The sequence below is a fragment of the Rhodoferax sp. SPJ4 genome (assembly GCF_058216275.1).
In genome coordinates, this window is record NZ_JBYZMN010000003.1 from 163,081 (window position 1) to 187,903 (window position 24,823).

Here is a 24,823-nt window from a genome sequence, read left to right on the forward strand (position 1 = left end):
CCCCATGCAAGCCGCCGCGCCCGTCCTCACCCCGTGGATCGCCCAGCCCCAGCCCCTGGTGGGTTTTGGCCAGGTGCGCCACACCCGGGTGCGGCCGGCACGCAACGCCTTTGCCTACCCGACCTACTTTCTGCTGCTGCCGATGCGGCAGATCGCCCGCGAAGGCGCCGGCGCCTTGGCCTGGAACCGGGCCGGCTGGCTGAGCTTTTTCGACCGCGACCATGGCGACGGCCGCGAGGCGGCGGCCGGGGGTGCGTTGGCCTGGCTGGACGAACTGCTGCGGCGGGAAGGCGTGCTGGACGCCACCGGCGAGGTCTGGCTGCACTGCTATCCCCGGGTGCTGGGCTACACCTTCAAGCCGGTGAGCTTCTGGTACTGCCACCGCCCCGACGGCACGTTGCGCACCATCGTCGTCGAAGTGAACAACACCTTTGGCGAACGTCACTGCTATCTGCTCAACGAGCCGGCTTACGGCAAAGAGTTGCAGGCCGACAAGGTCTTCCATGTCTCGCCTTTCTGCAATGTCGAAGGCCAGTACCGCTTTCGCTTCATGTGCACACAACAGGCTGGTGTGGCCCGCACCGTGGCCCGCATCGACTACCACGACAACGACGGCCTGCTGATCCAGACCAGCGTCAGTGGCACGCTGGCGCCGCTCACCCGGCCGGTGCTGCGCCGCGCGCTGTGGACCCACCCGGCCATGACGCTGGGCGTGATGGCCCGTATCCATTGGCAGGCCTTCAAGCTGTGGAAAAAGCGGGTGCGCTTTTTCAGCAAGCCGCAGCCGCCCGAACAGTTTGTCACCCGCTAACCCGCCCCTTCCTCCGACAAGGCCCCACTGCCATGAACACGACCACCAGCGCCTCCCCCTTCGCCCTGCCCCAGGGTGCGCCGGCCGCGGCCCGGGCCACCATCAAGCTGCTGCAGCGGCTGCGCCATGGCAGCCTCACTGTGCACTTTCCCAACGGGGCCCATTACCGCTTCGGCCAGGCCGACCTGTCGGGCGACCACCCAGCGGCCAGCATCACACTGCACAACTGGAACGTCTGCGGCGCGGCGCTGAAATCGGGTGACATCGGATTTGCCGAAACCTACATCGCCGGCGACTGGACCACCCCCAACCTGACCGATCTGCTGAAGGTGTTTCTGGGCAACCGCAGCGAAATCGAGGAGATGATTTACGGCACCTGGATCGGCCGTTTCATCTACCGCATCAAGCATTTGCTGAACCGCAACACCAAGGCCAACAGCCAGAAGAACATCCAGGCCCATTACGACCTGGGCAACAGCTTTTACGAGCTGTGGCTGGACGACACCATGAACTACTCGTCGGCCTGGTTCGAGGGCGACCTGGACAAACCGCTGCGCGAGGCCCAGCACGCCAAGGTGCGGCGCGCGCTGCGCATGGTGGACCTGAAGCCGGGCGAGCGGGTGCTGGAGATCGGCTGCGGCTGGGGCGCGCTGGCCGAGATGGCCACCACCGAATTCAATGCCCGCATCGCCGGCGTGACGCTGAGCCACGAGCAGCTGGCCTTTGCCAACCAGCGCATGGCGAAGTTCGGTGTGGCCCAGAAGGCCGACCTGAGATTGCAGGACTACCGCGACATCAACGACGGCCCGTATGACGCGGTGTGCTCCATCGAGATGGTCGAGGCCGTGGGCCGCGAGTACTGGCCCACCTATTTCCAGACCATCGCCCGGCTGCTGAAGACCGGTGGCAAGGCCTGCATCCAGAGCATCGTCATCGACGACAAGCACTTTGACCAGTACATCGCATCGACCGACTTCATCCAGCAGTACATCTTCCCCGGTGGCTGCCTGCCCTGCCCCAGCGAGTTCCGCAAGCAGGCCAACGCCGCCGGACTGGATGTGGTGGACGAATTCTCGTTCGGCCTGGACTATGCTGAAACGCTGAAGCGCTGGCGCGTGAAGTTCATGGCCGAGAAGCAACGGGTTCTGCAAGTGGGTTTCGACGAAAGGTTCATGCGCATATGGGAGTTCTACCTGGCCTACTGCGAAGCGGCTTTCGCCAAATCGAGCACCGACGTGGTTCAGTACACGCTGCGCAAGCGCTGACCCTGGCCTGCGCACTGGCGCTGGGCCTGGCCACGGCGCAGGCCCAGACCACCCCGCCGGCCGTGGCCAGTGTGGTGCCCGAGGCCAAGCTCAGCGGCGAGCGCCTGTTCCGTTACTTCGGCTTTGCGGTCTACACCGCCCGGCTGTGGGTGTCACCGCAGTTCAAGCCCGCCGAGCTGACGGCCCAGCCGTTTGCGCTGGAGCTGGAGTACCAGCGTGACTTTGCAGGCGCCGACATCGCCGACCGCTCGCTCAGCGAGATGAAGCGGGTCGGCGGCTTCAGCGAGGCCCAGGGCGCACAGTGGCTGGCCACGATGAAAGCGGCCTTTCCCAACATCAAGAAGGGCGAGCGCCTGACCGGCCTGCACCTGCCCGGTGTGGGCGTGCGATTCCTCCACAACGGCCAGCCGCTGGCCGAGGTGAAGGACACCGAGTTCGCGCGCCGCTTCTTCGGCATCTGGCTGGCGCCCACCACCTCGGAGCCGGCGCTGCGCTCGGCCCTGCTGGCCGGGGTGGGCCCGTGAGTGCCGCGCCGCCAGCCCACCGGGCCTGGCAACGCGGCTGGCGCGATGGCCTGGGCTACGGTCTGATGGGCCTGCCACTGGCCTTTGTGGCGCTGCCGCTCTACGTCATCCTGCCCAACCACTACGCCCGCGAGTTCGGCGTGCCGCTGGCTACGCTGGGCGCGGTGCTGCTGGGCGCGCGCTTGTTTGACGCGCTGATCGACCCCTTCATCGGCCGCTGGTGCGATCGGCTGTTTGCCCGCGCGCTGCCGGCGGTGCTGGGTTTTGCCGGCGTGGCCGCGCTGCTGCTGGCGGCCGGTTTTGCGCTGCTGTTTTTCCCGCCCACCCGCGAGCCCACCGCGCTGCTGGTCTGGGCCAGTGTGCTGCTGGTGCTGACCTACGCCGCCTACAGCGCGGTCAGCGTGGCCCACCAGTCTTGGGGCGCGATGCTGGGCAACCTGCATGGCGGCAACGACCAGCAGCGCAGCACCGTGGTGGCCTGGCGCGAGGGTCTGGGGCTGGTGGGCGTGATCCTGGCCTCGGTGGCACCGGTGGCCCTGGGCCTGCCGGCCACGGTGGCGCTGTTCTGGCTGGCGCTGGGCGTAGGCTGGTGGGCCTGGGCCCGGTCGGGCCGGCCCGCCGAGCGCCCCCGCACAGCGGCCGCCGACGCGGCCCTGCCGGCCAGCACCTGGCTGCCCTTTCGCGACCCGGCTTTCAAGCGGTTGCTGGCGGTGTTCATGCTCAACGGCATCGCCAGCGCGGTGCCGGCCACGCTGGTTCTGTTTTTCATCCAGGACCGGCTGCAGGCCCCGAAGGCCATGGAGCCGGCCTTTCTGGGCAGCTATTTTCTGTTTGCCGCGCTGTCCATCCCGCTGTGGCTGAAACTGGTGGCCCGCACCGGCCTGGCCTGGGCCTGGCTGGGTGGCATGCTGCTGGCGATTGCCGTCTTCGCCTGGGCCACCCAATTGGGTGCCGGCGACAGCGGACCGTTTCTGCTGGTCTGCGCCCTGTCGGGCGTGGCGCTGGGCACCGATTTGGCCTTGCCCGGCGCGCTGCTGGCCGGCGTGATTGCCCAGGCGCCGGCCCGGCGACCCCACGGCGAGCCGGTGGCTTCGATCACTGGCGTTTATTTCGGCTGGTGGAACTTTGCCACCAAGCTCAACCTGGCCCTGGCCGCTGGCCTGGCCTTGCCGCTGCTGGGCCTGTTTGGCTACCAACCCGGCGCCACCGACCCGGCGGCGCTCCAGGCACTGGTCACGGCCTACTGTGTGTTGCCCTGCGCTTTGAAACTGCTGGCGGTGGCCGCGCTTTACACCCTGGTGATCCGCGCGCCCCGCACTGCATTGACGCTGAAGGAAGCCCCATGAACAAACGCCAACTCCTCACGCTGGCCCTGGCCGGCGGCAGCCTGGCGCTGGCCGGTTGCGCCAGCCCGCAACCTGGCGACTACGCCCAGGAAAAACCCACGCTGGACCTGCGCCGTTACTTCAACGGCACGCTGGACGCCCATGGCCTGTTCACAGACCGTTCGGGCAAGGTGGTGAAACGCTTCACCGTGGTCATGACCTGCGCCTGGAAAGGCGACGAGGGCACACTGGACGAGGACTTCACTTACGCCGACGGGACCAAACAACGCCGCGTCTGGCGCCTGACCCGCACCGGTGAGGGCCGCTACATCGGCCGCGCCGACGATGTGGTGGGCGAAGCCATCGGCATCGAGGCCGGCAACGCGCTGAACTGGCACTACACGCTGGCGCTGCCGGTGGACGGCCGGGTCATCGAGGTGCAGTTCGACGACTGGATGTACTTGATGAACGACAGGGTCATGCTGAACAAGGCGGTGATGCGCAAGTACGGTGTGACGCTGGGCGAGGTCACGCTGGCCTTCACCAAGCGCTGACACAGCCGTCCCCCATTCACCCCCTCTGACATGAGCAACCCGGACCTTTCATGGCCTTCAATCCTCCCCTGACCGACTGGCGCGGCCGCACCGTGTGGCTGGTCGGTGCCTCGACCGGCATCGGCCGCGCCACCGCTTCGGCCCTGCATGCCCAGGGGGCGCGGGTGGTGGTATCGGCCCGCAATGCCGAGGCGCTCAACGCCTTTGTGGCCACCCACCCCGGCGCGCTGGCGCTGCCGCTGGACGTGGCCGACGCGCCGGCGGTGAAGGCCGCCGCGGCACAGATTCTGGCCAGCGCGCCGATGGCGCTGGTGATGTACTGCGCCGGCCATTACAAGGAGCTGCGGGCCACCGACTTCTCGCTGGACGAGATGCTGCGCCACCAGCAGGTCAACTACATCGGTGTGCTCAACGTGCTGGCCGCGGTGCTGCCGGCCATGGTGGGGGCCGCGCGCCAGGGCCAGGGCGGCCACCTGAGCATGATCAGCAGCGTGGCCGGCTTCCGCGGCCTGCCCAAGAGCCTGGCCTATGGGCCCACCAAGGCCGCGCTGATCAACCTGGCCGAGACGCTGTACATGGATTTGCACGACCTGGGCCTGGGTGTCAGTGTCATCAACCCCGGTTTTGTGGAAACCCCGCTGACCGCCCACAACGATTTCAAGATGCCAGCGCTGTTGACGCCAGAGCAGGCGGCCGGCGAAATCCTGGCTGGCTGGGCGGCGGGCGCGTTTGACATCCACTTTCCCAAGCGCTTCACCGGTTGGCTCAAGTTCATGCGGCTGCTGCCCTACTGCCTGTATTTCCCGCTGACGCGCAAATTCACCGGGCTGTGAGCACATGACCCCCCTGACCACCGCCGAGGCCGTCGAACGGCTCTGCGTTTTCTTTGAGGCCTTGCAGCCCGACAGCGTGGCGGCCTTCGACCGTTACTACACCGCAGACGCCTATTTCAAGGACCCGTTCAACGAGGTCACCGGCCTGGCCGAGATCCAGCGCGTCTTTGCCCACATGTACGTGGCGCTGGACGGCCCGCGCTTTGTCATCACCGGCCGGGTGGTGGATGGCGACCAGTGTTTCCTGACCTGGGATTTTGTGTTCGCCTTCAAGGCCTTCAAGAAAGGCCAGACCCAGACCGTACGGGGCAGCTCCCACCTGCGTTTCGCGCCCGACGGCCGGGTCAGTTTCCACCGCGACTACTGGGACACCGCCGAAGAGCTGTACCAGAAGGTGCCGCTGCTGGGCGGGGTGGTGCGCTGGCTCACCCGCCACGCCGGCAGCTGACGCCCGGTCCTCCGAGAACCGGCGTCAGGCCGGCGTGCCGCTGAACAGCCTGGCCTTGGCCGCCTTGGTGATGGCCACCACACAGGGGTGGCTGATGCGCCGGTCGACCGAGATGGCGAAAAACTCCTCCACCAGCTCGTCGGTGCGGCTCACCACCTGCACCCCGAACTGCGCGCAGGTTTCGGCCTCCAGCACCGTGGGCGCCATGAACACACCGCGGCCCTCGCGGCCAAAGGCGTTCATCAACGCACTGTCGTCGAACTCGCCGACGATGCGCGGCCGCAGCTGGTGTTTGGTCAGCCACTGGTCCAGCCGCTGCCGCACCGACGAGGACGAGCCCTGCACCAGCATGGGCACACCGTCCAGGCAGCGTGGGAACCGTCCCTGCAGTTGCGGCAGCAGCGAGGGCGCGGCCAGGAAACTCATGGCGCTGGTGCCCAGCGGGTGGTTGAAGGCCTTGACGCTGATCTTGCGTGACACCGGCTCGTCGGCGATCACCAGGTCCAGCCGGTGCAGTGCCAGTTGCGCCATCAGGTCGCCGAACTTGCCCTCGTGGCAGATCATCCGCACCTGCTCGGGCAGGGCCAGCGCCGGTTCCAGCAGGTTGTAGGCCACCGACTTGGCCACCGAATCGGCCACCCCGACCCGGAACTCCAGCGTGCGGGCGCTGCCACGGGTCTGCCGCACCGCGGTTTCCAGCTCGGCGCCCAGCGTGAAGATGTCGTCCGCATAGGCCAACGCCACCCGGCCCTCGTCGGTCAGTTCGAGCTGGCGGCCGCTCTTGCGGAACAGCGGGTGGCCCAGCCAGTCTTCCAGCAACTTGATCTGACCCGACAGGGTTTGCGGCGTGGTGTGCAGCTGTTCGCTGGCCCGCATGATGCCGCCCGCATGGGCCACCACCCAGAAGTAGCGCAGGTGTTTGAAGTTCAACAGTCACCCCTGATGATTCGTTTTTTACGAAGTGATTTCTTCATAAATACGAATATACGCGAAGTGTTTAAAACCCTAAAGTTCGTCTGTGTCTGGGCATGACGAGCGGTTCTGAAACGCCGTCAGTGCGCAAGACGACCGACGTTGCCAACCGGCAGCGCCACACTTTGAAGCAAGGAGATTGCCATGCGTTTGACCACCAAAGGCCGTTTTGCCGTGACCGCGATGCTGGACCTGGCGCTGCGCGAGCAGCACGGTGCGGTCACGCTGGCCGCCATCGGGGCGCGCCAGCAGATTTCGCTGTCCTACCTGGAACAGCTGTTCAGCCGCCTGCGCCGCGCCGAGCTGGTGGAAAGCACCCGCGGCCCCGGCGGCGGCTACTCGCTGGGCCGCAAGGCCGAGGACATCACCGTGGCCGACATCATCCTGGCGGTGGACCAGGCCGACGACGAACCCGGCACACCCGAGCGCGGCCAGGGCCTGACCCGTGACCTGTGGGCCCGCCTGAGCACCAACATGGTGGACTACATGCGCTCGGTGACGCTGCGCGAGCTGGTGCAGGAGCAACTGGCCAAGGGTGTGGTGGTGGAAGCGGCCGCCAACTCCCGGCGCGCCATTTTTTCCCGTCCCGCCACCCAGCAGGCCCTGGTGAACGCGCCAAATTCGGTGTTCGCCCTGGGCCGGGTGCTGCCCGCCGCACGCTGAGCGCGACGCCGCCAAAGGCGGCGTTCCCTGCCCGCCAGGGCTGCTGGCTTTTCATTCCCGCTGGACCGTCCGGCGGGCTTTGCCTTGTGTTGACCCGAGCCTGCCATGATTGAACTGCTGACCGACCCCCAGGTGTGGATTGCCTTTGCCACACTCACCGCGCTGGAGCTGGTGCTGGGCATCGACAACATCATTTTCATCTCCATCCTGGTGGACAAATTGCCCAAGCACCAGCAGGCGCTGGCACGCCGGCTGGGCCTGTTCATGGCCATGTTCATGCGCATCGGCCTGCTGCTGGTGTTGTCGGCCATCGTCGGCCTGACCGCGCCGCTGTTCACCGTGTGGACGCAGGACATCTCCGGGCGCGACCTGGTGCTGATCCTGGGTGGGTTGTTCCTGCTGTGGAAAAGCGCCGGCGAAATCCACGAGGCGGTGCAAGGCCACGAGGCCGGTACCCAGAACGTGGTGACCACCACCTTTGCCGCAGCCATCGTGCAGATCATGCTGATCGACATCGTGTTCTCTCTGGACTCCATCATCACCGCGGTGGGCATGGTGGATCAGATCCAGGTGATGATCGCCGCAGTGGTGGTGTCGGTGGCGCTGATGATGCTGTTCGCCGCCCGCATCGGCCGCTTTGTGTCCGACCACCCGACCATCAAGATGCTGGCCATGGCCTTTTTGCTGGTGGTGGGCGTGGTGCTGGTGGCCGAAGGCTTCGGCTACCACGTGCCCAAGGGCTTTGTGTACTTCGCGATGGCCTTCTCGCTGGGGGTGGAGATGCTCAACATCCGCTCCCGCAAGAAGGCCGGCCTGGCCCAGGTGCTGCCCGACGAGGTGGCCGACGAGGCAACCCCGACCCGCTGAGCCGGGGGCTCAGACCGGCTTGGTGTCGGCGAAGCTGGGCCGCAGCGCCAGCTTGTCGGCGTGGCGGGCCAGGTTGGGGTAGGTGTGGCGCCAGGTGATCTGCGGAAAGCGGAAGGCCAGCCAGTCGAGCGCACACACCACGGCGATGTCGGACAGGCTCAGGTGGATGCCGCTGCAAAACGGCTTGTCGCCCAGGCCCTGGCTCATGGCCTTCAGGCTGGCGTCGACCTTGGCCAGCTGCCGGTCTGTCCAGGCCTGGCTGCGTTCACCGTCAGCCCGGCCGGGCCAGGTGGCCTCCAGCCGCGCCAGGATGCCGGCGTCCACCGCGCCGTCGGCCAGTGCTTCCCAGGTCTTGACCTCGGCGCGCTCGCGGCCGCTGGGCGGGATCAGCTTGCCCACCGGCGACAAGGTGTCCAGGTACTCGGCGATCACCCGCGAGTCGAACACCGCCTCGCCACCTTCCATCACCAGACAAGGCACCTTGCCCAGCGGGTTGGACTGGCCGATGCTCGTGGTGGCGGCCCACACATCTTCGGTGATGAACTGGTAGTCGAGCTTTTTCTCGGCCATCACCACACGCACCTTGCGCACGTAGGGGCTGGCCAGGGAACCGATCAATTTCATGGGGGCGCTCCGCTTCTGTTCTCACGTCAAACGACGCTGGGATTCTATCGACGCCCCCCACCGCCGCCCGGGGCCGAGCGGCCCGCCGTGGCGCGCAACCTACAATTGAAGGATGACCTTCTCCACCATTTCCGCGCTGTCGCCGCTGGACGGCCGCTACGCCGCCAAGCTCAGCGCCTTGCGCCCCCTGCTCAGCGAACTGGGCTTCATGCACCGCCGCGTTCAGGTGGAAATCGCCTGGTTCATCACGCTCAGCGACGCTGGATTTGCCGAATTCAAGCCACTCACCCCCGGAGCACGCACTTACTTGCTGGGTCTGGTGAAGAACTTCTCCGAAGCCGATGCCAAGGCCATCAAGGAGATCGAGAAGACCACCAACCACGACGTCAAGGCGGTCGAGTACTGGATCAAGTCCAAGTTCGAGGCCCGGCCCGAACTGCTGGCCGCCGCCGAGTTCGTGCACTTTGCCTGCACCAGCGAAGACATCAACAACACCAGCCACGCGCTGCAGCTCAAGGCCGCACGCAGCCAGGTCATCCTGCCGGCGCTGGACGCGGTGATTGCCAAGCTGCGCGAAATGGCCCATGGCTATGCCGACGTGGCCATGCTCAGCCGCACCCATGGCCAGACCGCCAGCCCCACCACCGTGGGCAAGGAAATGGCCAACGTGGTGGTGCGCCTGATGACCGTGCGCACCCAGATCGCTGGCGTGGCCATGCTGGCCAAGATGAACGGCGCGGTGGGCAACTACAACGCCCACCTGAGCGCCTGGCCTGACTTTGACTGGGAAGCCTTTGCCCGCAAAGTGGTGGAAACACCCGAGCCGCTGGGCCTGGGCCTGAACTTCCAGCCCTACAGCATCCAGATCGAGCCGCACGACTACATGGCCGAGCTGTTTGACGCGCTGGCCCGCGCCAACACCATCCTGATCGATTTGTCGCGCGACATCTGGGGCTATGTGAGCCTGGGCTACTTCAAGCAGCGCCTGAAAGAGGGCGAAATCGGCAGCTCCACCATGCCCCACAAGGTCAACCCCATCGACTTCGAGAACGCCGAAGGCAACCTGGGTCTGGCCAACGCGCTGCTGCGCCATCTGGCCGAGAAGCTGCCGATTTCGCGCTGGCAGCGCGACCTGACCGACTCCACCGTGCTGCGCAACATCGGCGTGGCGGTGGGTTACAGCACCCTGGCCTTCAACGCCCTGCTGGTGGGCCTGAACAAGCTGGAGCTGAACCAGGAAGCCCTGGCGGCCGACCTCGACGCGTCGTGGGAGGTGCTGGCCGAACCCATCCAGACCGTGATGCGCCGCTTCGGTGTGCAGGGCGCTTATGAAAAGCTCAAGGAAGTCACCCGCGGCAAGACCGTCTGCGCCGACGACCTGCACGCGCTGATCCGTTCGCTGGAGATCCCGGAAACCGAGAAAGCCCGATTGCTGGCGATGACGCCTGCCAGCTACGTCGGCAAGGCCGCCGAGTTGGCTCGCCGGGTGTGATGACCCCCACGCTCCCCACTGCGTGTGGTTCGCTGGACGTGTCGCTTCCAGAGGCCGCGACTCATCGAGCTGTCCAAACCTGCGCAGGCAGGTTTGGAGCCGCAGCCCTCTGCCCCGAGGGGGCCATGCCTTGCTCGGGGCGACCCGTCGCTGCGGCACCCTGATCCATGGCCCTCAAATCCACCATCTTCAAGGCGGCGCTGCAGATCGCCGACATTGACCACGCCTACTACGCCGACCATTCGCTGACCCTGGCCCGCCACCCCAGCGAGACCGACGAGCGCATGATGATCCGGCTGGTGGCGCTGGCCTTGCACGCCCACCAGTTGCAAAGCGTCTGCAACGGCGACGGCACGCTGGCCTTTGGCGCCGGCCTGTCCAACCCGGACGACCCCGACCTGTCCCTGCGCGACTTCACCGGCCAGACCAAGCTGTGGGTGGAGGTGGGCCAGCCCGAGGACAAGCCCGTCATCAAGGCCTGCGGCAAGGCCGATCAGGTGGTGGTGTACTGCTTTCACCATGCTGCCGAGGTGTGGTGGCGCGGCATACAGACCAAGCTCACCCGGCCGCAAAACCTGCAGGTCTGGCGGGTCCCCACCGAGGCCTCGCAGGCCCTGGTGGCGCTGGCCCAGCGCAGCATGTCGCTGCAGGCCACGGTGCAAGAAGGTGTGCTGAGCCTGGGCGACGACAAACGCACGGTGGACATTGAGCCGGTGCGCTGGCTCTGAACCGGTATCGTTGAAATCAGGGCATCAGCGCCCCGCAGGCCCAGCACTGCTCGAAGCCGCCTTCCACCGTTTCACCACAGGCACAGCGCCACAAGCGCTGCGGCACCTGCTGCAGGTCGTCCAGCAGGGTGCGGGCGCGGGAGAACTGTTCGTCATGGCGCAGCCAGATTTCAGGCAGGCACTGGTCGGGCGGCAATTCGCCGGCCACGCTGCTGAGGTATTGGCGCTGCACCGAGGCATCGATGCCGGCCTCGCGCAAACAGTCCACCCACACCGTGGCCAGCGCCATGTTGGGTGCCTGCGCGAGCCGCTTCATGGGCTGGGGGGTGTCGGCCCGGCCCGTTCCGCGTAGCGGTTGAAGCGCCAGGCGTCGCCGACCATGGTGATGCGGCGCCAGGTGGCGCGTTTCTCGGCCGGCGTCATCTCCGGCCACAGCTGCACCTCGCCGAAGCTGCGGCCACAGCCCTTGCAGGTTTCGTCGCCCTGGCTGGTGGAGCAGATGGCGATGCAGGGCGTGTCGGGTGTGGTGGCGTACCAGGCCAGCCAGGCGGCCTTGGCGGCGGCGGGCAGCGTGTGCTCGTCGGCCTGCTCTTCGTGGAAATACACCAGCAGCGCGTACACCTCGGCCAGCGCACGCAGCTCGGGCGCCAGCGTCACGCCGTCGGGCGAGGGTTTGAGGTGGCGCCAGTGGTTGATGGCGGCCTCGATGTCGGTGATGTGGATGCCGGCCATGGTGTGCGTGAGGGAGGCCGATGATACAGCGCACGCCATGGCCCCGCAGCACCATGGCCGCAGGCCTGCAGTGCTATCCTGCCTCGGTGTTCCACACGGAAGGTTTGCGATGAAACTGATTGCCAAATGGCTGCTCAGCGCGGTGGCGTTGCTGGCGGTGGCCCACCTTTACAGCGGCGTGCAGGTGAGCAGCTTCACCTCGGCGCTGGTGGCGGCCTTCGTCATCGGGTTGCTGAACACCGTGCTGCGGCCGGTGCTGGTGGTGCTGACGATCCCGGTCACGCTGGTCACGCTGGGGCTGTTTCTGTTTGTCATCAACGCGCTGATGTTCTGGGTCGCGTCGTCCCTGCTGGCGGGCTTTCAGGTCACCGGCTTTGTGGCGGCGCTGATCGGCTCGCTGCTGTATTCGCTGATCAGCGTGGTGCTGGACTCAGCGCTCGAGCGCCTGTTCCCGCGCTGATTCGCGCACCTTCTCCTGCAGCTCGCGGGTCCGCAGGTCGATGATGGACGCCTCGATGTAGTCGTTGCCGCCGGGCTTGTTGCCGGCCTTGCGCAGCATGTCCTGGGCGGCGCGGAAGCGGTCGAGGGCGGCCTGCCAGTCGTACTGGGCGGCCCTGGCCTCGCCGCTGGCGCGGGCGGCCTGCACCGGCCGGCCCTGGGCCGACTCCACCGAGGACAGCAACTGCCAGGCCTGGGCATCGCGCGGGTACAGCGCCACCCAGCTTTGCAAACGCTGGCCGACCTCGGCCAGGCCGGTGGTGCCCAACATCAGCCGGGTCTGGGCCCACAAGAACAGCTCGGGCCGGCCTGCCTGCAAGGCCGAAGCATCCACCTTCGCCGCGCTGGCGTCAGGGTTGAGCAGCGGCAGCGCCTGGGCAGGCCGGCGCTCCAGCAGTGCGATTTCCGCCGCCAGCAGGTTGGCCAAGCGCTGGGCCTCGGCATCGCCAGCCACCGCGGCGTTCAACCGTGCCAGCAAGGCCCGGGCCTGGGCCGGGTCACGCTGCTTGGCTGCACTGTAGGCGCCGGCGTACAACACCCCCACCTTGCGCGCCACCAGCTGCAGGGCCGCGGCGCCGTTGGCGGTTTTGCCATTGCTGGCCGCCACGGCAGGCGCGGCAGCCGGCAGGGCATTGGCCTCGGCCACCCAAGCACGCAAGGCGTCCACCGAGGGGTCGGCCAGCACCCGGGCCCGGGCCGACAACATGCCATGCGGCAAATCGGCGGTGGTGCGGCGCGGCGTGGGGGTTTGCAGCTGCATCCGGGACTGGGCCTCGGCGATGCGCTCGGTGGTCAGCGGGTGGCTGCGCAAATAGGGAAAGGCGCCGTTGTCGTTGAGGCGGTTGGCCTGCTGCAGCTTTTCGAACATGCTGGCAAAGCCCTGCGGCTCGAAGCCGGCACCGGTCATCACGCCGTAGCCGATGCGGTCGGCCTCGCGCTCCATGTCGCGCGAGAAATTCAGCTGGTTCTGGATGGCCAGTGCCTGCCCTCCGGCAATGGCAGCGTTGCCAGCGTCGGGGTTCTTGCGCCCGGCCAGCACCCCCAGCAAGATGGCAGCCAGCACCAGCGGCATCTGCTGCTTGTCCTTGGCGATCAGCCGGGAGATGTGGCGCTGGGTGATGTGGCTGAGCTCATGGCCCATCACCGCCGCCAGTTCGTCGCGGCTGGCCACCAGGCCCATCAGCCCCAGGTTGACGCCCATGTAGCCGCCGGGCAGCGCAAAGGCGTTGATGCTGCGCTCGCGGTTGAGCACAATTTCCCAGGCAAAGCGCTCGTCCAGTTCGGGCACCAGCTCGCCGCGGCCGCGGGCCGAGGCCATCAGCGCCAGCCAGATTTCGCGCACGTACTCCACCAGCAGTGGGTCGTCCAGGTAGTCGGGGTCGCGGTAGATCTCGCGGGCGATGCGGTCACCCAGCCGGCGCTCGGTGCTGGTGGTCATCTCGGCCCCGTCGCCCAGGCTGGGCAACTGCGCCCAGGCCAGCGGCGTGGGTGCGATAACCCCGACGGCCAGCAGCGCAGCCAAAAGACCGGGCAGCAGGCGACGGGGTGGTGTGAGTGTGGTCAAAACGAGTCCACCGCCGCGTAGCCCAGCACCTGCGCGGTGCTGGCGTCGAGCAAGGCGGTCCAGAACAGCTTGCGGCCCACCAGGGGCAGGTACACCAGCCGGTCCACCGGCTTGCCGGTGGCGGCCACCGCGGCGTCGATCACCGCGGCCTGGGCCGGCAGGCGCTGGCGCAGCGCCGCCACCGGCTTGGCCTCTTTCAGCACCTCGGCGCGGGCCGCCTCGTAGGACTGCCACAACGCGGGCTGGGCGCTCAAGCCGTCACCGGCCAATGCCGCCAGCGTGGCATTGGACTTTTCGATCGCGTCCTTGAAAGGTCGCAGCGACAGCAGCGTGGGCCCGGTCAGCGGCAAGGCAACGATGCCCTGGGGGGCCTTGGCCAGCGCCTGATCGGACAGTTCAATCGCATGCACCACCCGGAAGCGGTCGTATTCAAACACCAGGTGCACCGGTCGGGCCACCGCCACCGTCCACAGTCCATAGCTGAGCGCGGCCAGCTGCAGCAGACCCACCACCGCCAGGTCCAGCCGCAGTTTGGGCCAGGGCTTGGCGCGGTTGAAGATGGCAAAGGTGATCAGCGGGCCCATCACCACGTCCACCGCCACCACCAGCAGGAACAGCTCGCGCCCATCGGCCAGTTCGGTGTAGGGCGGCGGGTACCACAGGCCGAACACCAGGCCAGCGGCCAGCGCGGCGACGCCGAGACTGAGGAGGAGGTGGATGGCCGCGGCGCGCAGCCTGTCTTTCCAGGAGAACATGGCTCTATGATCGTTGGAAATTGTCACTGTCATGTAAATGGCTTTTGCCCCGGATTTTTCAACCATGAGCACTCTCACCCATTTTGACAGCCAGGGCCTGGCCCACATGGTGGACGTGGGCGGCAAAGCCGCCACCCACCGCATCGCGGTGGTGACTGGCCGCATCGTGATGCTGCCCGCCACGCTGGCGCTGATCGAAGGCGGCACCGCCAAGAAGGGCGATGTGCTGGGCATTGCCCGCATCGCCGGCATCCAGGCCGCCAAAAAAACCAGCGACCTGATTCCGCTGTGCCACCCGCTGGCAATCACCCGGGTGGCGATTGACTTCCAGTTGAACCATGAACAGTCGGCCGTGCACTGCACCGCCACCGTGGAAACCGTGGGCCCCACCGGGGTGGAGATGGAAGCCCTGAGCGCCTGCAGTGTGGCGCTGCTGACGATTTACGACATGTGCAAGGCGGTGGACCGCGGCATGACGCTCACCGACATCCGGCTCGAAGAAAAGCACGGCGGCAAGTCGGGCAGTTTTGTGAACCGCTGAGCGGTTCACCCCCGTCATTCAGGTTCCGGCTCGGTAGGCCTCTTGCGGCTGGGCAACCAGGCCGCATAGGCCTTGGGGAAAGCCGCCCGATAACGCGCCATGTGTGCGATGGCGTCGTCGTCCAGGCCCAGCATCACCGCACTTTCAATGCGTTTTTCGATCACCCGGGGCTCGGGTGAATAGTGCAGCATCTCGCCGGCCAGGCGATGCTGCTCGGCCGCGTTGGCCCGGGTCAACGGCGTGGTGCTGAGGTCGGCAAAAGCCACCGGGTTGCGAAACAGCCAGGAGGCCCGGGCATGGGCCATGGCGTCGTCGCGGTAGGCCGGGTCGCGCTGTTCCAGCGGTTTGTAGATCTGGCCGATGCGGTGGTAGTCCCAGGCGGCATAGGCCGTGCAGGCCAGCAGGGCCAAGGCCACCCACAGCGGCGCGGTGCGCGGCACAGCCAGCACCGGACTGGCCGGCGCTTGCGCGCGCGGCCACAGCATCCCCACCGCCAGCCCGGCCGCCATCTGGAAGGGCCCGTACCACAGCGGGTATTCCAGCAGGCTGTGCAGGCCAATCACCAGCAACACCGCCCAGGCCAGCTGGCGCTGCGGATCGTCCTCGCGCCAGGGCCGCGCCCGCCACACCGCCCAAGCCAGAGCGGCCAGCAGCAGGGCGGTGACCGGCAGGCCCAGTTCCACCGCCAGGTGCAGCGGCAGGTTGTGTGCGTTGTCGAGGATGTCGCAAAAACGCGGCCCGTCGTACAGCGTCATGTAGTGGGCGTGGTCCAGCTCACCCCAACCCCAGCCGGCCAGCGGGTGCTGGGCGATCAGGTGCAGCACATTGGCCCACAACACCCCCCGGCTGCTGCAACCCAGGTCTTGCGAGAGGCGGGTGAACACGCTGGGCGCGTGGCCGCGCCCGATGGCCGCCAGCAGCTCGGGCAAGGCCAGCGCTGCCAGCACGTACACCACCAGCGCCAGCAGCATCAGCCGCACCGCCGGGGCGCGCCAGGAGCGTTGCCACCACAAGGCCAGCAGCACGAGACATAACAGTTGCAACAAGCCAGTGCGCGAGGCTGACGCGGCCGTGCCCAGCGCCAGCAGCACCGCCACCGGCAGAGCGACACGCCATCGCCCGCCAGGCGCACTCAGAAACAGCAGCGCCACCAGCCCCAGCGTGGTGAGGGTGGCAAACTGGTTGCGCTGGCGCAGGTTGGCGAAAGCCTCCCCTGCGATGGACAGATTGACCCAGGGGAACAGCGGGGCCTCGAAGTGGAAATACTGCAGCAGGCCCATGGCCGTGCTGAGCAGCGCGGCCGCCAGCCAGCCCCAGGCCACCACCCGGGGCAGCGTGGCCGAGGAATGGGCGACACCCCAAGCACACACCCCGCCCACCGCCAGCGCCGCCAGTAAACCCGCGCCCTCGTGGGCAGGCAACCCGATGGCGGCGTTCAGCCCCATCAGGGCCCAAGCCAGCCCGACGGCGGCAATCAGGGCGACGGGTTGGAGAGGCGCTTCAGCAACCTCCCAAGCGCAGCAGGCACACAGCATCGCGGCGCAGGCGATGCTCAGCAGCAATGGGACAACCGCCGCGCTGGGGCCGGGAGCCCAGGGCGCCAGCCAAGGCAAGGCCACCAGCCATCCCATGGCCAAGCCGCGCGCGGCTGGCATGGACACCTTCGGATCACGCATAGCGCGACGGCACCCTAGTCCTTGGGCCACACTACAGCGGCCATGCCGGGGTTGTTTTCGGACTCCTGTTTCCAAAGTGCCTTCAACAGCACACAGCCACGCTCATCGGCAAATTTGCAAAGTTTGCCCAGCCACTCAGTGGCCTCAACAGGGCGTTCATTCAAGGAGTATGTCTTGGCAACCCGGTAAATCGGTCCCGGGCTGGGAAACCGCCGGGCCAATGCATCCAGCGCCTGAAGTTCTTCCGCCGTTGCACCGGGCTTGGGTTCGTAGCGCTCTGCCCAAATCAACGCTTTCATGTGCGTCAACGCCCACACATCGGGCGGCTTTCCAATGCCGTTTTCGGGCAATTTGATGCGGGCTTTTTCAAAGCGCAGCGCATAAAAGGAGGACTCCACTCGGAAATAGTCCCTGACAGTGACGGTCACTGCCGCTGCAGCCACCAACCACAGGACCACCAAGCTCCACCATGGGGACTGCAGTTGCCGTTTGTTGTCGTGGCAGGCGCTCAATACGCCCACCAGCAGCCCAGTGGGAATAAGAAAGAAAGCGTGGTGTAAGGGCAGTTCCAGCATTGCATGCACGCCCAATACCCCCACCGCCAAGAAAGTGATGCGCTGCGGATTAGTCCGCAGTGCCCGGGCCGTAGCAAGCACCCACCAGCACACGAAGACCGTCAACGCCAGGCCCAGAGGCAGGCCCAGCCACAAGAAAAAATCGAGAAACAGGTTATGGGAGTGACCAAACACGGTTCCCAGCGCAGGGAACCTCTCTGCCATCTGAAGCTGCGCATGAGCAACCTCGGTCAAGCCATAACCCCACAGGGGTCGCTCCAGCGTTGCGGTCACCAGCACCCGCCATGCAGCGAGCCTAGCCTCCCCGGTGCTGACACCCCGAAGGTAGCTGTCGGGCTCAGCTACCAGAAGAAAACGTGTCACCTCGGGCAAAAAGACCAGCAACATCCAGAAGGCTACGTACAATCCAATAGCCACCCAAGGCAACGCGCGGGAGCGCCATTGGCCCCGCCACAGCCACAGGGCGACCAAGATAAGAGTTAAGGAAAGCTGGCCAGAGCGGGACTGGGTCAGCGCCAAGCCAACCAATAGAAACGCTGCCAGCAGCACAGCAACCAACCCGCGCAAAGCCCCATATTGGTAACCCATTAACGCTGCCAACACACCCCACAACAGGAGTGACGCGAGCAAATTGGGCTGGCCGACATTGGCATAAGGGCGGTCACCCACCAAGCCCATGGACCAAATGCTGGTGACATCGGTGCTGTGCAACCCCAGCCAAGTGAGAAGCTGCAAACCCACAGAGGCCACCCCTGCAATGGCCGCCGCAGCCAAAACGGCCGAGCCTGCTTGGCCGGGAATGTCGCGCTCCCAGCGGAAACCCACCACAACCGCCAAGGTCAGTCCCAGCAGGTAGGCCGATGACATCCAGGCCTGCCCAGCAAAAAAAAGCAAGCCTGTAGCCCACTGAAGCCATGGCACAACGGCCAGTGACAGCGCCGCCCAGGCAAACAAGGGCCAGATCAATGGCTGCTGCCGCCCCCTGAACACCACCGCCGACGCACCCAGCAACGACACCACAGCCACCCAGGCATCGGTGTGAAAGGTGCTCCAGGGCGGAAAATGGTTGGGCACCAACCAAGTCACCGCGAGGGCAATGATCCAGAAAGTCAACCAAAGAATGGACATGAAAATCGCAAGCGCGGTTTGCGGGTAAGTGATTCGAGAAAATAAAAAAGCCCCCGAAGGGGCTTTTGCAGCAGTGCTGTCAAGATTCCGACAGAATCAGACGCCCTTGCAGCTTGCCGGCAGATACTTGGAAACAATCGCCGTCTGGAATGTAGTGGGGTTGCTGGCAGTGACAGGGCCGCAAACCCAAACCACCTGACCATTTGTTTGCAAAGAACCTGCGAGCTGGAGAGCAGCGCCGGAAATTTTCGGCTCAACCGTGCTTGCTGTCACGGTCACATAAGCAGTTGAAGCGTCTTTATAGTCATATGTTACGCCTGAGGTGTATTTCCCAAGCTGAGTATCCACGCTGAAGGAGACGCTTGTAGGATTTGGCATAGCGCCGAGCACCTGAGCAGCTTCGGCAATGTTGGTCTTGGCCGACGACGCAGCCAGCACCAGTTCCGACACCTTGGCACGGACGGTGTAGTCTTGGTACGCGGGCAGGGCCACGGCAGCCAGAATGCCGATAATCGCCACGACGATCATCAGTTCGATCAGGGTGAAACCCTTTTGGATGGAACGCTTCAGTTGCATTGAGATAACTCCTTTTGGTTGATCCGGTGAATGGACCCGGTGACTATGCAGGTTCCATGCCACGGGCGGGCAGCGGGATTACCCCCAAAAACCCACCCACTTGGCTTACAAAGCCGCGTCAAAGTTTGACAATTTTGTCAGCTGCTGCAGCGGGTGGACAAGGGTGAGCCCCATTTGTCACCCGACATGCCCGGCCTCACTTGATGCACACCGACCGCACCTGTTTCAAATCGGTCAGCCCCAGCATCACCTTCTCCATGCCGTCCATCTTCAGCGTGCGCATGCCCGACTCCACCGCGGCGGCGAAGATCAGCGTCACGCGGGCGCGTTCCTGCACCAGTTGCTTGATGGTGTCGTCGTTGATCAACAGTTCGTGCAGGCCCACTCGGCCCTTGTAACCGGTCTGGCTGCATTGGTCGCAGCCCACCGCGCGGTAAAACTGCAAGGGTTTGCCCTGGCTGTAGGCAGCATCCCACGAGGCGCGCAGCTTGCGCTCTTCGCCTTCCGGGTCCACTGTCCAGGCGGGGGTGGGGCGCAGCTCTTCGGCGTACTCGTGCACGAAGCGGTCCAGTTCGGCCGCGTCGGGGGTGTAGGCCTGTTTGCAGGCGCACAACTTTTTGGCCAGGCGCTGGGCCAGCACACCCAAGAGCGCGTCGGCAAAGTTGAAGGGGTCCATGCCCATGTCGAGCAAGCGGGTGATGGACTCGGGCGCCGAGTTGGTGTGCAGCGTGGAAAACACCAGGTGGCCGGTGAGCGAGGCCTCCACGCCCATGGCCACGGTTTCGCGGTCACGCGACTCGCCCACCATGATGATGTCGGGGTCGGCGCGCAGAAAGGCGCGCATCACCATCGCGAAGTCGATGCCGGCCTTGCGGTTCACCTGCACCTGGCGCAGGCCCTTCTGGGTGATTTCCACCGGGTCTTCGACCGTCCAGATCTTGGTATCGGGCCGGTTGAGGTGGCTCAGCACGCTGTGCAGCGTGGTGGTTTTGCCGGAGCCGGTGGGGCCGCACACGTAAAACAAGCCATAGGGCTTTTCGATGGTGCGGCGCACCCGCGCCATGTTGTGCGGCGACAGGCCCAGCTGGTCCATGGGGATGGGCTCGCCGCTGGTCAGCACGCGCATCACCACGTCTTCCACGCCGCCGGTGGAGGGAATGGTGGCCACCCGCAGCTCGATGTCGAGCGGGCCGAACTTCTTGAACTTGATCTTGCCGTCTTGCGGCTTGCGGCGCTCGGAAATGTCGAGGTCGCACATGATCTTGAGCCGGGTGATCATGGCCGAGCGGAACTGCGCCGGCACCTCGATGTAGGGCAGCAGCGTGCCGTCGATACGAAAGCGGATGCCGGTTTTGGCCTTGCCGGGCAGTGGCTCGATGTGGATGTCGGAGGCCTTCTGGCGCACCGCGTCCACGATGACCTTGTTGACGAACTTCACCAGTTCGTTGTCGGACGCGGCAGAGGCCGAATAGTCTTCGGCCGCGTCTTCGTCGAGCGGCATGTCCATGTCGGCCAGCATCTTGTCGATGCTGCCGTCGGCCCCGCCGTCGCCCAGCAGCTGGCTCAGGGTTTCGTCAAACTCGGCCTGGGTGGTGACGCGGTACAGAAAACGGCCGATGCGCGGATAGACCTGCGGCAGCATGCGCGAGGCCCGGGTGGCCTCGGGGTCCAGGCACATCACCACCAGGCCATTGGGTGTTTCTTCCAGCGGCACCCAGCCCTGGCGCTGCGCAAACTCGCGCTTGATCGCGCCATGGATGGGGGGAATGCTGAGCCGTCCGGCCATGAAGGGCTCGTAGGGCACCCCAAAAAAGCGCGCCAGCGAGGGGCCGATCTGCGCCGGCCGCACCTGGTACTGCGCCGTCAGCATGTGTTCCACGGTGAGGCCGCGTTCGCGCGCGCCCTGGGTGCAACGCTCCAGCTCCTCGGCCAGCAGCACCCCGTCATTCACCAGGCCGTCGTACTTGGTGGGGCGGCGGCGCTTGGCCTCGGCGGCCCGCTCGGCGCGCTGGCGGATGGCAATGGCCAGGGTTTTGCACAGCTCGGCCACGCCTTCGAGTTCCAGCGGGCCGAAAGGCAGGTCGTTGCGGGTGTTGATGACCTGCAGCACGCCGAACAGCGTGCGGCCGTCCAGAATGGGGAAGACCAGCATCTGTTTGGTGCGGTAGCCGGAACGGCGATCGACCTCGCGCAGAAAGGTCAGGTCGCGGTGGATGGCCTTCAGCGCGACCTCGTCGTACACGTCGGCGATGTTCAGCGGCTGCTGGTGCAGCGCCACGTAGCCGGCGATGCTTTGCGTGTCGATGGGCAGGCGCAGTTCCTGGCTGGTGTTGAGGCCGGTCTTGACCTTGGAGACGATGTAGTCCTTTTCATCGGCCACCGCGTACAGCGTGAGCCGGTCGGCGTTGAGCACGCGGCAGATGTCGGCGCTGGCCTCCAGCATCAGCTGGTCGAGGTTTTCGGTTTCGTGGATGGCGGCGGTGACATGCTGCAGCTGGCGGTAGAACATGGCCTCAAAGGCCGCATCGCGTTTTTCGGGGGGCAGCATCTGCGCGGCCTGGAAGGCCTGGGTGGCCATCAGTTCAGAGGTCGGTTTCATCACAGCGTTCACAGGGCAAACTCCTGGCCGGCACGCAGCCAGCGGATGTCGTGGGCGACCGCACCACTCGGGCGCGCCACCGGGTCGAATTGGGCAATCTCCCGCATGATCAGCTCGGTTTCGGCCGGCTTGGTGTGGGTAATGTAAATGGGGTAACGCCGGCCGGCGTCGATGCGGTCCAGCTCTTCGGCCAGCGACTGCGGCGACAGGTGCTGGCTGCGCTCGGCCAGCTCGGCCTCACGGCTGCTGAACGCGGTTTCCACCACCAGCATGCCCACCTCCAGCTGGTTGACGCGGTCCCAGAAGGCCGGGTTGCGCCCGGTGTCGCCGGAAAACACCCAATGCGGCCCGCCGCCGCTCACCGCATAGGCCACCGCCGGCACGGTGTGCACCGCCGGCAAGACCTCGATGGCCTTGCGCCCGATCTGCAGCACCTGCCCCACCTCGATGGGCAGCAGCGTGATGAAGGGCGCCTCGGTGCTGGGCAGGACGGAAAAATCGGGCCAGATGACGTTGTTGAACAAATGGGCCTTGAGCGCGGCGATGGTGCCAGGCAGGGCGTACACCTGCAGGGGCTTGTCGCGCTGGGCGGCCACCGCGTCCACCATCAACGGCAGCGCGGCCACATGGTCAAGGTGGGCGTGGGTGAGAAACACATGGTCGATGGCGCGCATCTCCTCCAGCGTGAGGTCACCCACGCCGGTGCCGGCGTCCACCAGCAGGTCGCTGTCGAGCAGGAACGCGGTGGTCCGGCAGTCTTTGGCAATGGCACCGGAGCACCCGAGCACGCGCAGCTTCATCCCTCAGGCCCTACTTGACGTCCAGGTTGGTGGTGGCATCCCAGCCCAGCTCTGCGGGTTGCAGACGGCGGGCAGCGACGCGGCCAGTGTAGACCTGCAGCAGGTTTATTTTTGTGCCGAATTGCCGCAATTCGTGCAACACGGCGTCACAGGCGGGCCAGTCCTGGGCCCGGTAAGCGGCCAGCAGGCGGGCCCAGGCCGCCAACTCAGCCGTGGGCACCGCGTCGCCGGCCAGCGGGTCGGCCAGCGGGCTGTAGACCGTGACCGCATGGGCCCGGCCATGGACACGCACCCGGTCCAGCTCCAGCCAGGCGAAGTCGGGCGCGGCGCGGCGGGTGGCGTCGCTGGCCACGATGTCCACCCCGTAGGACTTGGACAGCCCCTCCAGCCGCGCCGCCAGGTTGACGGCGTCGCCGATCACGGTGTAACTGCGCCGCACGTAGGAGCCCATGTCGCCGACACACATCACGCCGGTGTTGATGCCGATGCCCACCCCCACGCCGGGCAGGCCGCGGCGGCGCAGGCCGTCGTTGATCTGGCGGATGGCCTGGTCCATCTGCAGTGCGGCGCGCACCGCCAGCCGGGCATGGTCGGGCGTGTCCACCGGCGCGCCCCAGAAGGCCATGACGCAGTCGCCCATGTATTTGTCGATGGTGCCGCGGTGGGCCCGGATCACGTCGGTGAGCTGACTGAACACGCCGTTGAGCAAGGCCTGCAGCGCGGTGGGCTCCATTTCTTCCGACATCTGGGTGAAGCCGCGCATGTCGCAGAACATCACCGTCATTTCCTTGCTAGTGGCCTGCATGCTGTAGTTGTCGGGGTGCTGCAGCATCTCGTTGACCAGCTCGGGCGGCACATAGGTGCCGAACAGCTGGGCCAGCTCGCGCTTGGAGCGGCTTTCCACAAAATAGCCGTAGCTCATGTTCAGCGCAAAGGCCATCAGCACCATGGCCACCGCCGCGGCCAGCGGCAACACCAGCCCGCCGCCCAGGTAGAGCGCCACGTTCAGCCCCACCACCGAGGCCAGCACCCCCAGGCTGAGCACCACCGCACTGGCCGCGGTGAGCAGCGGCAACGCCACCACCAGCGTCAACCCGGCCAGCACCAGCACCAGCACCTCGTAGCCCACCGCGTAGTCGGGACGGACCAGCAGGCGGTGGTCCAGCAGGCCCGAAATCACATTGGCATGGGTTTCCACCCCGGGGTAGGTTTCACCCACCGGCGTGACCCGCAGGTCCAGCAGGCCGGGGGCGGTGGTGCCCACCAGCACGATCTTGCCCAACAAGGCCTTGGCCGGCACCCGCCCGGCCAGCAGGTCGGCCGCCGACACATAGCGGAACGAGCCGCCGCTCACCCCGCCGGGGCCGCGGAAGGGCACGCGCAGCGCGGCCCGGTCGTCGACCGGGATGTCCAGCCGGCGCTCGCCCAGTTGCAGCACGATGCGGTCCATGGGCGCGCCCGAGCCGGGCTGGGCGTCGCCGGCAAAACCGGGCCGCACCGCCGGGTGGCCCACCAGCGCCCGGTAGACCGCCAGCGACAGCGCCTCGTAGTGCCGACCGCCCAGCTCCGCCACCAGCGGCACCGAGCGCACCACGCCGTCAGGGTCGGTGATGGAATTGAAGAAGCCGGCCCGCGGCGCCGCCTCGGCCAGCAGCTCCAGGTTGGCGCCATAGCCGGTCCACTGGGTGAAGCCGCCCGCGGGCCGGCCCTGCAGCAGCGACGCATCAAACACCGGGGCCGGCAGGGCGCCGCTGGTGCGGGCCTCGCGCTCGCGGCTGAGGTAATAGCCCAGCACCACCGGCTTGTCACGCAGCGCGTTGGCGAAGGCGGCGTCGTAGTCCAGGATGGGCGCCATGCGGCCCACCTGCTCGATGAATTTGGGCTCCTCGCGCAAATCACCCTGGGCCAGCTGGCGCAGCTGTTTGAGGCCGGAACTTTCATCGGCCTCGGCAAACACCACGTCGAAACCCACCACCGCCGCCTGCTGACGGTTCATCAGCTCCTTGACCAGCGAGGCCAGCCAGTTGCGGCCCCAGGGCCAGCGACCCACCTCAGCCAGGCTTTTCTCGTCGATGTCGACGATGACGATGCGCTCGTCCAGGGTGTGGGGGGCGGTGGCACGCAGCCGGGCGTCGTAAATGATGGCATCCAGCCGGTCCAGCACGTCCAGGCGCTGCAGGCCCATGGCGTGGAACAGCGCCAGCAGCAGCGGGATCAGGGTCACGGCCACCCGGGGCCAGTGTCGTCTCACGCCCTGCATGGCCTGCGGTGCC

General features: G+C 66.4%; 25 protein-coding genes. 13 read left to right on the forward strand and 12 right to left on the reverse strand.

The features are described from left to right. Positions 1-4 precede the first annotated feature (4 nt). From AC4BAR_RS11935 to AC4BAR_RS11965, 7 genes are all read left to right on the forward strand, one after another. Positions 5-811, forward strand: coding sequence for a DUF1365 domain-containing protein (locus tag AC4BAR_RS11935; protein ID WP_490628088.1), 807 nt, complete (start codon positions 5-7; stop codon positions 809-811). A 32-nt stretch (positions 812-843) separates the two neighbouring features. Further along, complete coding sequence (locus AC4BAR_RS11940) at positions 844-2,076, forward strand: class I SAM-dependent methyltransferase (protein ID WP_490628089.1); 1,233 nt, start codon at positions 844-846, stop codon at positions 2,074-2,076. A gap of 62 nt (positions 2,077-2,138) precedes the next feature. Further along, positions 2,139-2,600 carry a chalcone isomerase family protein gene (locus tag AC4BAR_RS11945; protein ID WP_490628090.1) on the forward strand — a complete coding sequence of 154 codons (462 nt, stop codon included), beginning with the start codon at positions 2,139-2,141 and terminating at the stop codon, positions 2,598-2,600. Positions 2,601-2,665: 65 nt separating this feature from the next. Beyond that, a complete protein-coding gene (locus tag AC4BAR_RS11950; protein ID WP_490628319.1) occupies positions 2,666-3,946 on the forward strand; it encodes an MFS transporter in 1,281 nt (426 codons plus the stop codon). Further along, the gene (locus AC4BAR_RS11955; protein ID WP_490628091.1) at positions 3,943-4,479 is read left to right on the forward strand and encodes a DUF3833 domain-containing protein; all 537 of its coding nucleotides are present in this window, start codon (positions 3,943-3,945) and stop codon (positions 4,477-4,479) included. Before AC4BAR_RS11950 ends, AC4BAR_RS11955 begins: the two co-directional genes overlap by 4 nt. A gap of 50 nt (positions 4,480-4,529) precedes the next feature. Then, positions 4,530-5,312, forward strand: a complete 783-nt coding sequence (locus tag AC4BAR_RS11960) for an SDR family NAD(P)-dependent oxidoreductase (protein WP_490628092.1) — start codon at positions 4,530-4,532, stop codon at positions 5,310-5,312. Between the two features lie 4 nt (positions 5,313-5,316). Then, positions 5,317-5,760, forward strand: a complete 444-nt coding sequence (locus tag AC4BAR_RS11965) for a nuclear transport factor 2 family protein (RefSeq protein WP_490628093.1) — start codon at positions 5,317-5,319, stop codon at positions 5,758-5,760. Between the two features lie 24 nt (positions 5,761-5,784). Here AC4BAR_RS11965 and nhaR read toward each other — a convergent pair whose 3' ends face one another. Then, the gene (gene nhaR / locus AC4BAR_RS11970; RefSeq protein ID WP_490628094.1) at positions 5,785-6,690 is read right to left on the reverse strand and encodes a transcriptional activator NhaR; all 906 of its coding nucleotides are present in this window, start codon (positions 6,688-6,690) and stop codon (positions 5,785-5,787) included. 186 nt (positions 6,691-6,876) lie between these two features. Here nhaR and AC4BAR_RS11975 point away from each other — a divergent pair, with 186 nt between their 5' ends. Beyond that, on the forward strand, positions 6,877-7,395 hold the full coding sequence (locus AC4BAR_RS11975; protein ID WP_490628095.1) for an Rrf2 family transcriptional regulator: 519 nt from the start codon (positions 6,877-6,879) through the stop codon (positions 7,393-7,395). 105 nt (positions 7,396-7,500) lie between these two features. Then, a complete protein-coding gene (locus AC4BAR_RS11980; protein ID WP_490628096.1) occupies positions 7,501-8,262 on the forward strand; it encodes a TerC family protein in 762 nt (253 codons plus the stop codon). 9 nt (positions 8,263-8,271) lie between these two features. Here AC4BAR_RS11980 and AC4BAR_RS11985 read toward each other — a convergent pair whose 3' ends face one another. After that, positions 8,272-8,886, reverse strand: a complete 615-nt coding sequence (locus tag AC4BAR_RS11985) for a glutathione S-transferase family protein (RefSeq protein ID WP_490628097.1) — start codon at positions 8,884-8,886, stop codon at positions 8,272-8,274. Between the two features lie 112 nt (positions 8,887-8,998). On the opposite strand from AC4BAR_RS11985, the gene purB reads away from it, so the two are divergent. After that, positions 8,999-10,378: an adenylosuccinate lyase gene (purB, locus tag AC4BAR_RS11990; protein WP_490628098.1), complete on the forward strand. Its 1,380-nt coding sequence runs from the start codon at positions 8,999-9,001 to the stop codon at positions 10,376-10,378. 167 nt (positions 10,379-10,545) lie between these two features. Continuing rightward, positions 10,546-11,106: a YaeQ family protein gene (locus AC4BAR_RS11995; protein ID WP_490628099.1), complete on the forward strand. Its 561-nt coding sequence runs from the start codon at positions 10,546-10,548 to the stop codon at positions 11,104-11,106. 16 nt (positions 11,107-11,122) lie between these two features. On the opposite strand, the gene AC4BAR_RS12000 is transcribed toward AC4BAR_RS11995, so the two are convergent. Both AC4BAR_RS12000 and AC4BAR_RS12005 read right to left on the reverse strand, forming a co-directional pair. After that, positions 11,123-11,422 (reverse strand): putative signal transducing protein, encoded by a 300-nt coding sequence (locus AC4BAR_RS12000; RefSeq protein ID WP_490628100.1) that lies wholly within the window; start codon positions 11,420-11,422, stop codon positions 11,123-11,125. Then, on the reverse strand, positions 11,419-11,838 hold the full coding sequence (locus AC4BAR_RS12005) for a DUF3717 domain-containing protein (protein ID WP_490628101.1): 420 nt from the start codon (positions 11,836-11,838) through the stop codon (positions 11,419-11,421). Before AC4BAR_RS12005 ends, AC4BAR_RS12000 begins: the two co-directional genes overlap by 4 nt. Before the next feature lie 109 nt (positions 11,839-11,947). On the opposite strand from AC4BAR_RS12005, the gene AC4BAR_RS12010 reads away from it, so the two are divergent. Continuing rightward, positions 11,948-12,298, forward strand: coding sequence for a phage holin family protein (locus AC4BAR_RS12010; protein ID WP_490628102.1), 351 nt, complete (start codon positions 11,948-11,950; stop codon positions 12,296-12,298). On the opposite strand, the gene AC4BAR_RS12015 is transcribed toward AC4BAR_RS12010, so the two are convergent. After that, entirely contained in the window at positions 12,269-13,900 is a 1,632-nt protein-coding gene (locus AC4BAR_RS12015) for a M48 family metalloprotease (RefSeq protein WP_490628103.1), read from the reverse strand. The genes AC4BAR_RS12010 and AC4BAR_RS12015 overlap by 30 nt on opposite strands. Further along, on the reverse strand, positions 13,897-14,655 hold the full coding sequence (tfpZ, locus tag AC4BAR_RS12020) for a TfpX/TfpZ family type IV pilin accessory protein (RefSeq protein ID WP_490628104.1): 759 nt from the start codon (positions 14,653-14,655) through the stop codon (positions 13,897-13,899). Before tfpZ ends, AC4BAR_RS12015 begins: the two co-directional genes overlap by 4 nt. Before the next feature lie 64 nt (positions 14,656-14,719). Between tfpZ and moaC the strand changes: the two genes are divergently transcribed. Next, positions 14,720-15,196, forward strand: coding sequence for a cyclic pyranopterin monophosphate synthase MoaC (gene moaC, locus AC4BAR_RS12025; RefSeq protein ID WP_490628105.1), 477 nt, complete (start codon positions 14,720-14,722; stop codon positions 15,194-15,196). 14 nt (positions 15,197-15,210) lie between these two features. Here the strand turns inward: moaC and AC4BAR_RS12030 are convergent, their stop codons facing one another. The 6 genes from AC4BAR_RS12030 to AC4BAR_RS12055 all read right to left on the reverse strand — a co-directional run bounded on the left by AC4BAR_RS12030 (position 15,211) and on the right by AC4BAR_RS12055 (position 24,810). Further along, complete coding sequence (locus tag AC4BAR_RS12030; protein ID WP_490628106.1) at positions 15,211-16,851, reverse strand: PglL family O-oligosaccharyltransferase; 1,641 nt, start codon at positions 16,849-16,851, stop codon at positions 15,211-15,213. 35 nt (positions 16,852-16,886) lie between these two features. Then, the gene (locus tag AC4BAR_RS12035) at positions 16,887-18,575 is read right to left on the reverse strand and encodes a PglL family O-oligosaccharyltransferase (RefSeq protein WP_490628107.1); all 1,689 of its coding nucleotides are present in this window, start codon (positions 18,573-18,575) and stop codon (positions 16,887-16,889) included. A 96-nt stretch (positions 18,576-18,671) separates the two neighbouring features. Continuing rightward, a complete protein-coding gene (locus AC4BAR_RS12040) occupies positions 18,672-19,151 on the reverse strand; it encodes a pilin (protein ID WP_490628108.1) in 480 nt (159 codons plus the stop codon). Between the two features lie 196 nt (positions 19,152-19,347). Then, positions 19,348-21,750: a GspE/PulE family protein gene (locus AC4BAR_RS12045; RefSeq protein WP_490628109.1), complete on the reverse strand. Its 2,403-nt coding sequence runs from the start codon at positions 21,748-21,750 to the stop codon at positions 19,348-19,350. Between the two features lie 8 nt (positions 21,751-21,758). After that, a complete protein-coding gene (locus tag AC4BAR_RS12050) occupies positions 21,759-22,550 on the reverse strand; it encodes a 3',5'-cyclic-nucleotide phosphodiesterase (RefSeq protein ID WP_490628110.1) in 792 nt (263 codons plus the stop codon). A 10-nt stretch (positions 22,551-22,560) separates the two neighbouring features. Further along, positions 22,561-24,810, reverse strand: coding sequence for a CHASE2 domain-containing protein (locus tag AC4BAR_RS12055; RefSeq protein WP_490628111.1), 2,250 nt, complete (start codon positions 24,808-24,810; stop codon positions 22,561-22,563). Positions 24,811-24,823: the final 13 nt, after the last annotated feature.

Bases quoted from the DNA above. Each gene is read 5' to 3' on its own strand.
- AC4BAR_RS11935 (WP_490628088.1), top strand. From the start codon at position 5: ATGCAAGCCGCCGCGCCCGTCCTCACCCCGTGGATCGCCCAGCCCCAG.
- AC4BAR_RS11940 (WP_490628089.1), top strand. From the start codon at position 844: ATGAACACGACCACCAGCGCCTCCCCCTTCGCCCTGCCCCAGGGTGCG.
- AC4BAR_RS11950 (WP_490628319.1), top strand. From the start codon at position 2,666: ATGGGCCTGCCACTGGCCTTTGTGGCGCTGCCGCTCTACGTCATCCTG.
- AC4BAR_RS11955 (WP_490628091.1), top strand. From the start codon at position 3,943: ATGAACAAACGCCAACTCCTCACGCTGGCCCTGGCCGGCGGCAGCCTG.
- AC4BAR_RS11960 (WP_490628092.1), top strand. From the start codon at position 4,530: ATGGCCTTCAATCCTCCCCTGACCGACTGGCGCGGCCGCACCGTGTGG.
- AC4BAR_RS11965 (WP_490628093.1), top strand. From the start codon at position 5,317: ATGACCCCCCTGACCACCGCCGAGGCCGTCGAACGGCTCTGCGTTTTC.
- AC4BAR_RS11975 (WP_490628095.1), top strand. From the start codon at position 6,877: ATGCGTTTGACCACCAAAGGCCGTTTTGCCGTGACCGCGATGCTGGAC.
- AC4BAR_RS11980 (WP_490628096.1), top strand. From the start codon at position 7,501: ATGATTGAACTGCTGACCGACCCCCAGGTGTGGATTGCCTTTGCCACA.
- AC4BAR_RS11985 (WP_490628097.1), bottom strand. From the start codon at position 8,886: ATGAAATTGATCGGTTCCCTGGCCAGCCCCTACGTGCGCAAGGTGCGT.
- purB (WP_490628098.1), top strand. From the start codon at position 8,999: ATGACCTTCTCCACCATTTCCGCGCTGTCGCCGCTGGACGGCCGCTAC.
- AC4BAR_RS11995 (WP_490628099.1), top strand. From the start codon at position 10,546: ATGGCCCTCAAATCCACCATCTTCAAGGCGGCGCTGCAGATCGCCGAC.
- AC4BAR_RS12000 (WP_490628100.1), bottom strand. From the start codon at position 11,422: ATGAAGCGGCTCGCGCAGGCACCCAACATGGCGCTGGCCACGGTGTGG.
- AC4BAR_RS12005 (WP_490628101.1), bottom strand. From the start codon at position 11,838: ATGGCCGGCATCCACATCACCGACATCGAGGCCGCCATCAACCACTGG.
- AC4BAR_RS12010 (WP_490628102.1), top strand. From the start codon at position 11,948: ATGAAACTGATTGCCAAATGGCTGCTCAGCGCGGTGGCGTTGCTGGCG.
- tfpZ (WP_490628104.1), bottom strand. From the start codon at position 14,655: ATGTTCTCCTGGAAAGACAGGCTGCGCGCCGCGGCCATCCACCTCCTC.
- moaC (WP_490628105.1), top strand. From the start codon at position 14,720: ATGAGCACTCTCACCCATTTTGACAGCCAGGGCCTGGCCCACATGGTG.
- AC4BAR_RS12030 (WP_490628106.1), bottom strand. From the start codon at position 16,851: ATGCCAGCCGCGCGCGGCTTGGCCATGGGATGGCTGGTGGCCTTGCCT.
- AC4BAR_RS12035 (WP_490628107.1), bottom strand. From the start codon at position 18,575: ATGTCCATTCTTTGGTTGACTTTCTGGATCATTGCCCTCGCGGTGACT.
- AC4BAR_RS12040 (WP_490628108.1), bottom strand. From the start codon at position 19,151: ATGCAACTGAAGCGTTCCATCCAAAAGGGTTTCACCCTGATCGAACTG.
- AC4BAR_RS12045 (WP_490628109.1), bottom strand. From the start codon at position 21,750: ATGAAACCGACCTCTGAACTGATGGCCACCCAGGCCTTCCAGGCCGCG.
- AC4BAR_RS12050 (WP_490628110.1), bottom strand. From the start codon at position 22,550: ATGAAGCTGCGCGTGCTCGGGTGCTCCGGTGCCATTGCCAAAGACTGC.
- AC4BAR_RS12055 (WP_490628111.1), bottom strand. From the start codon at position 24,810: ATGCAGGGCGTGAGACGACACTGGCCCCGGGTGGCCGTGACCCTGATC.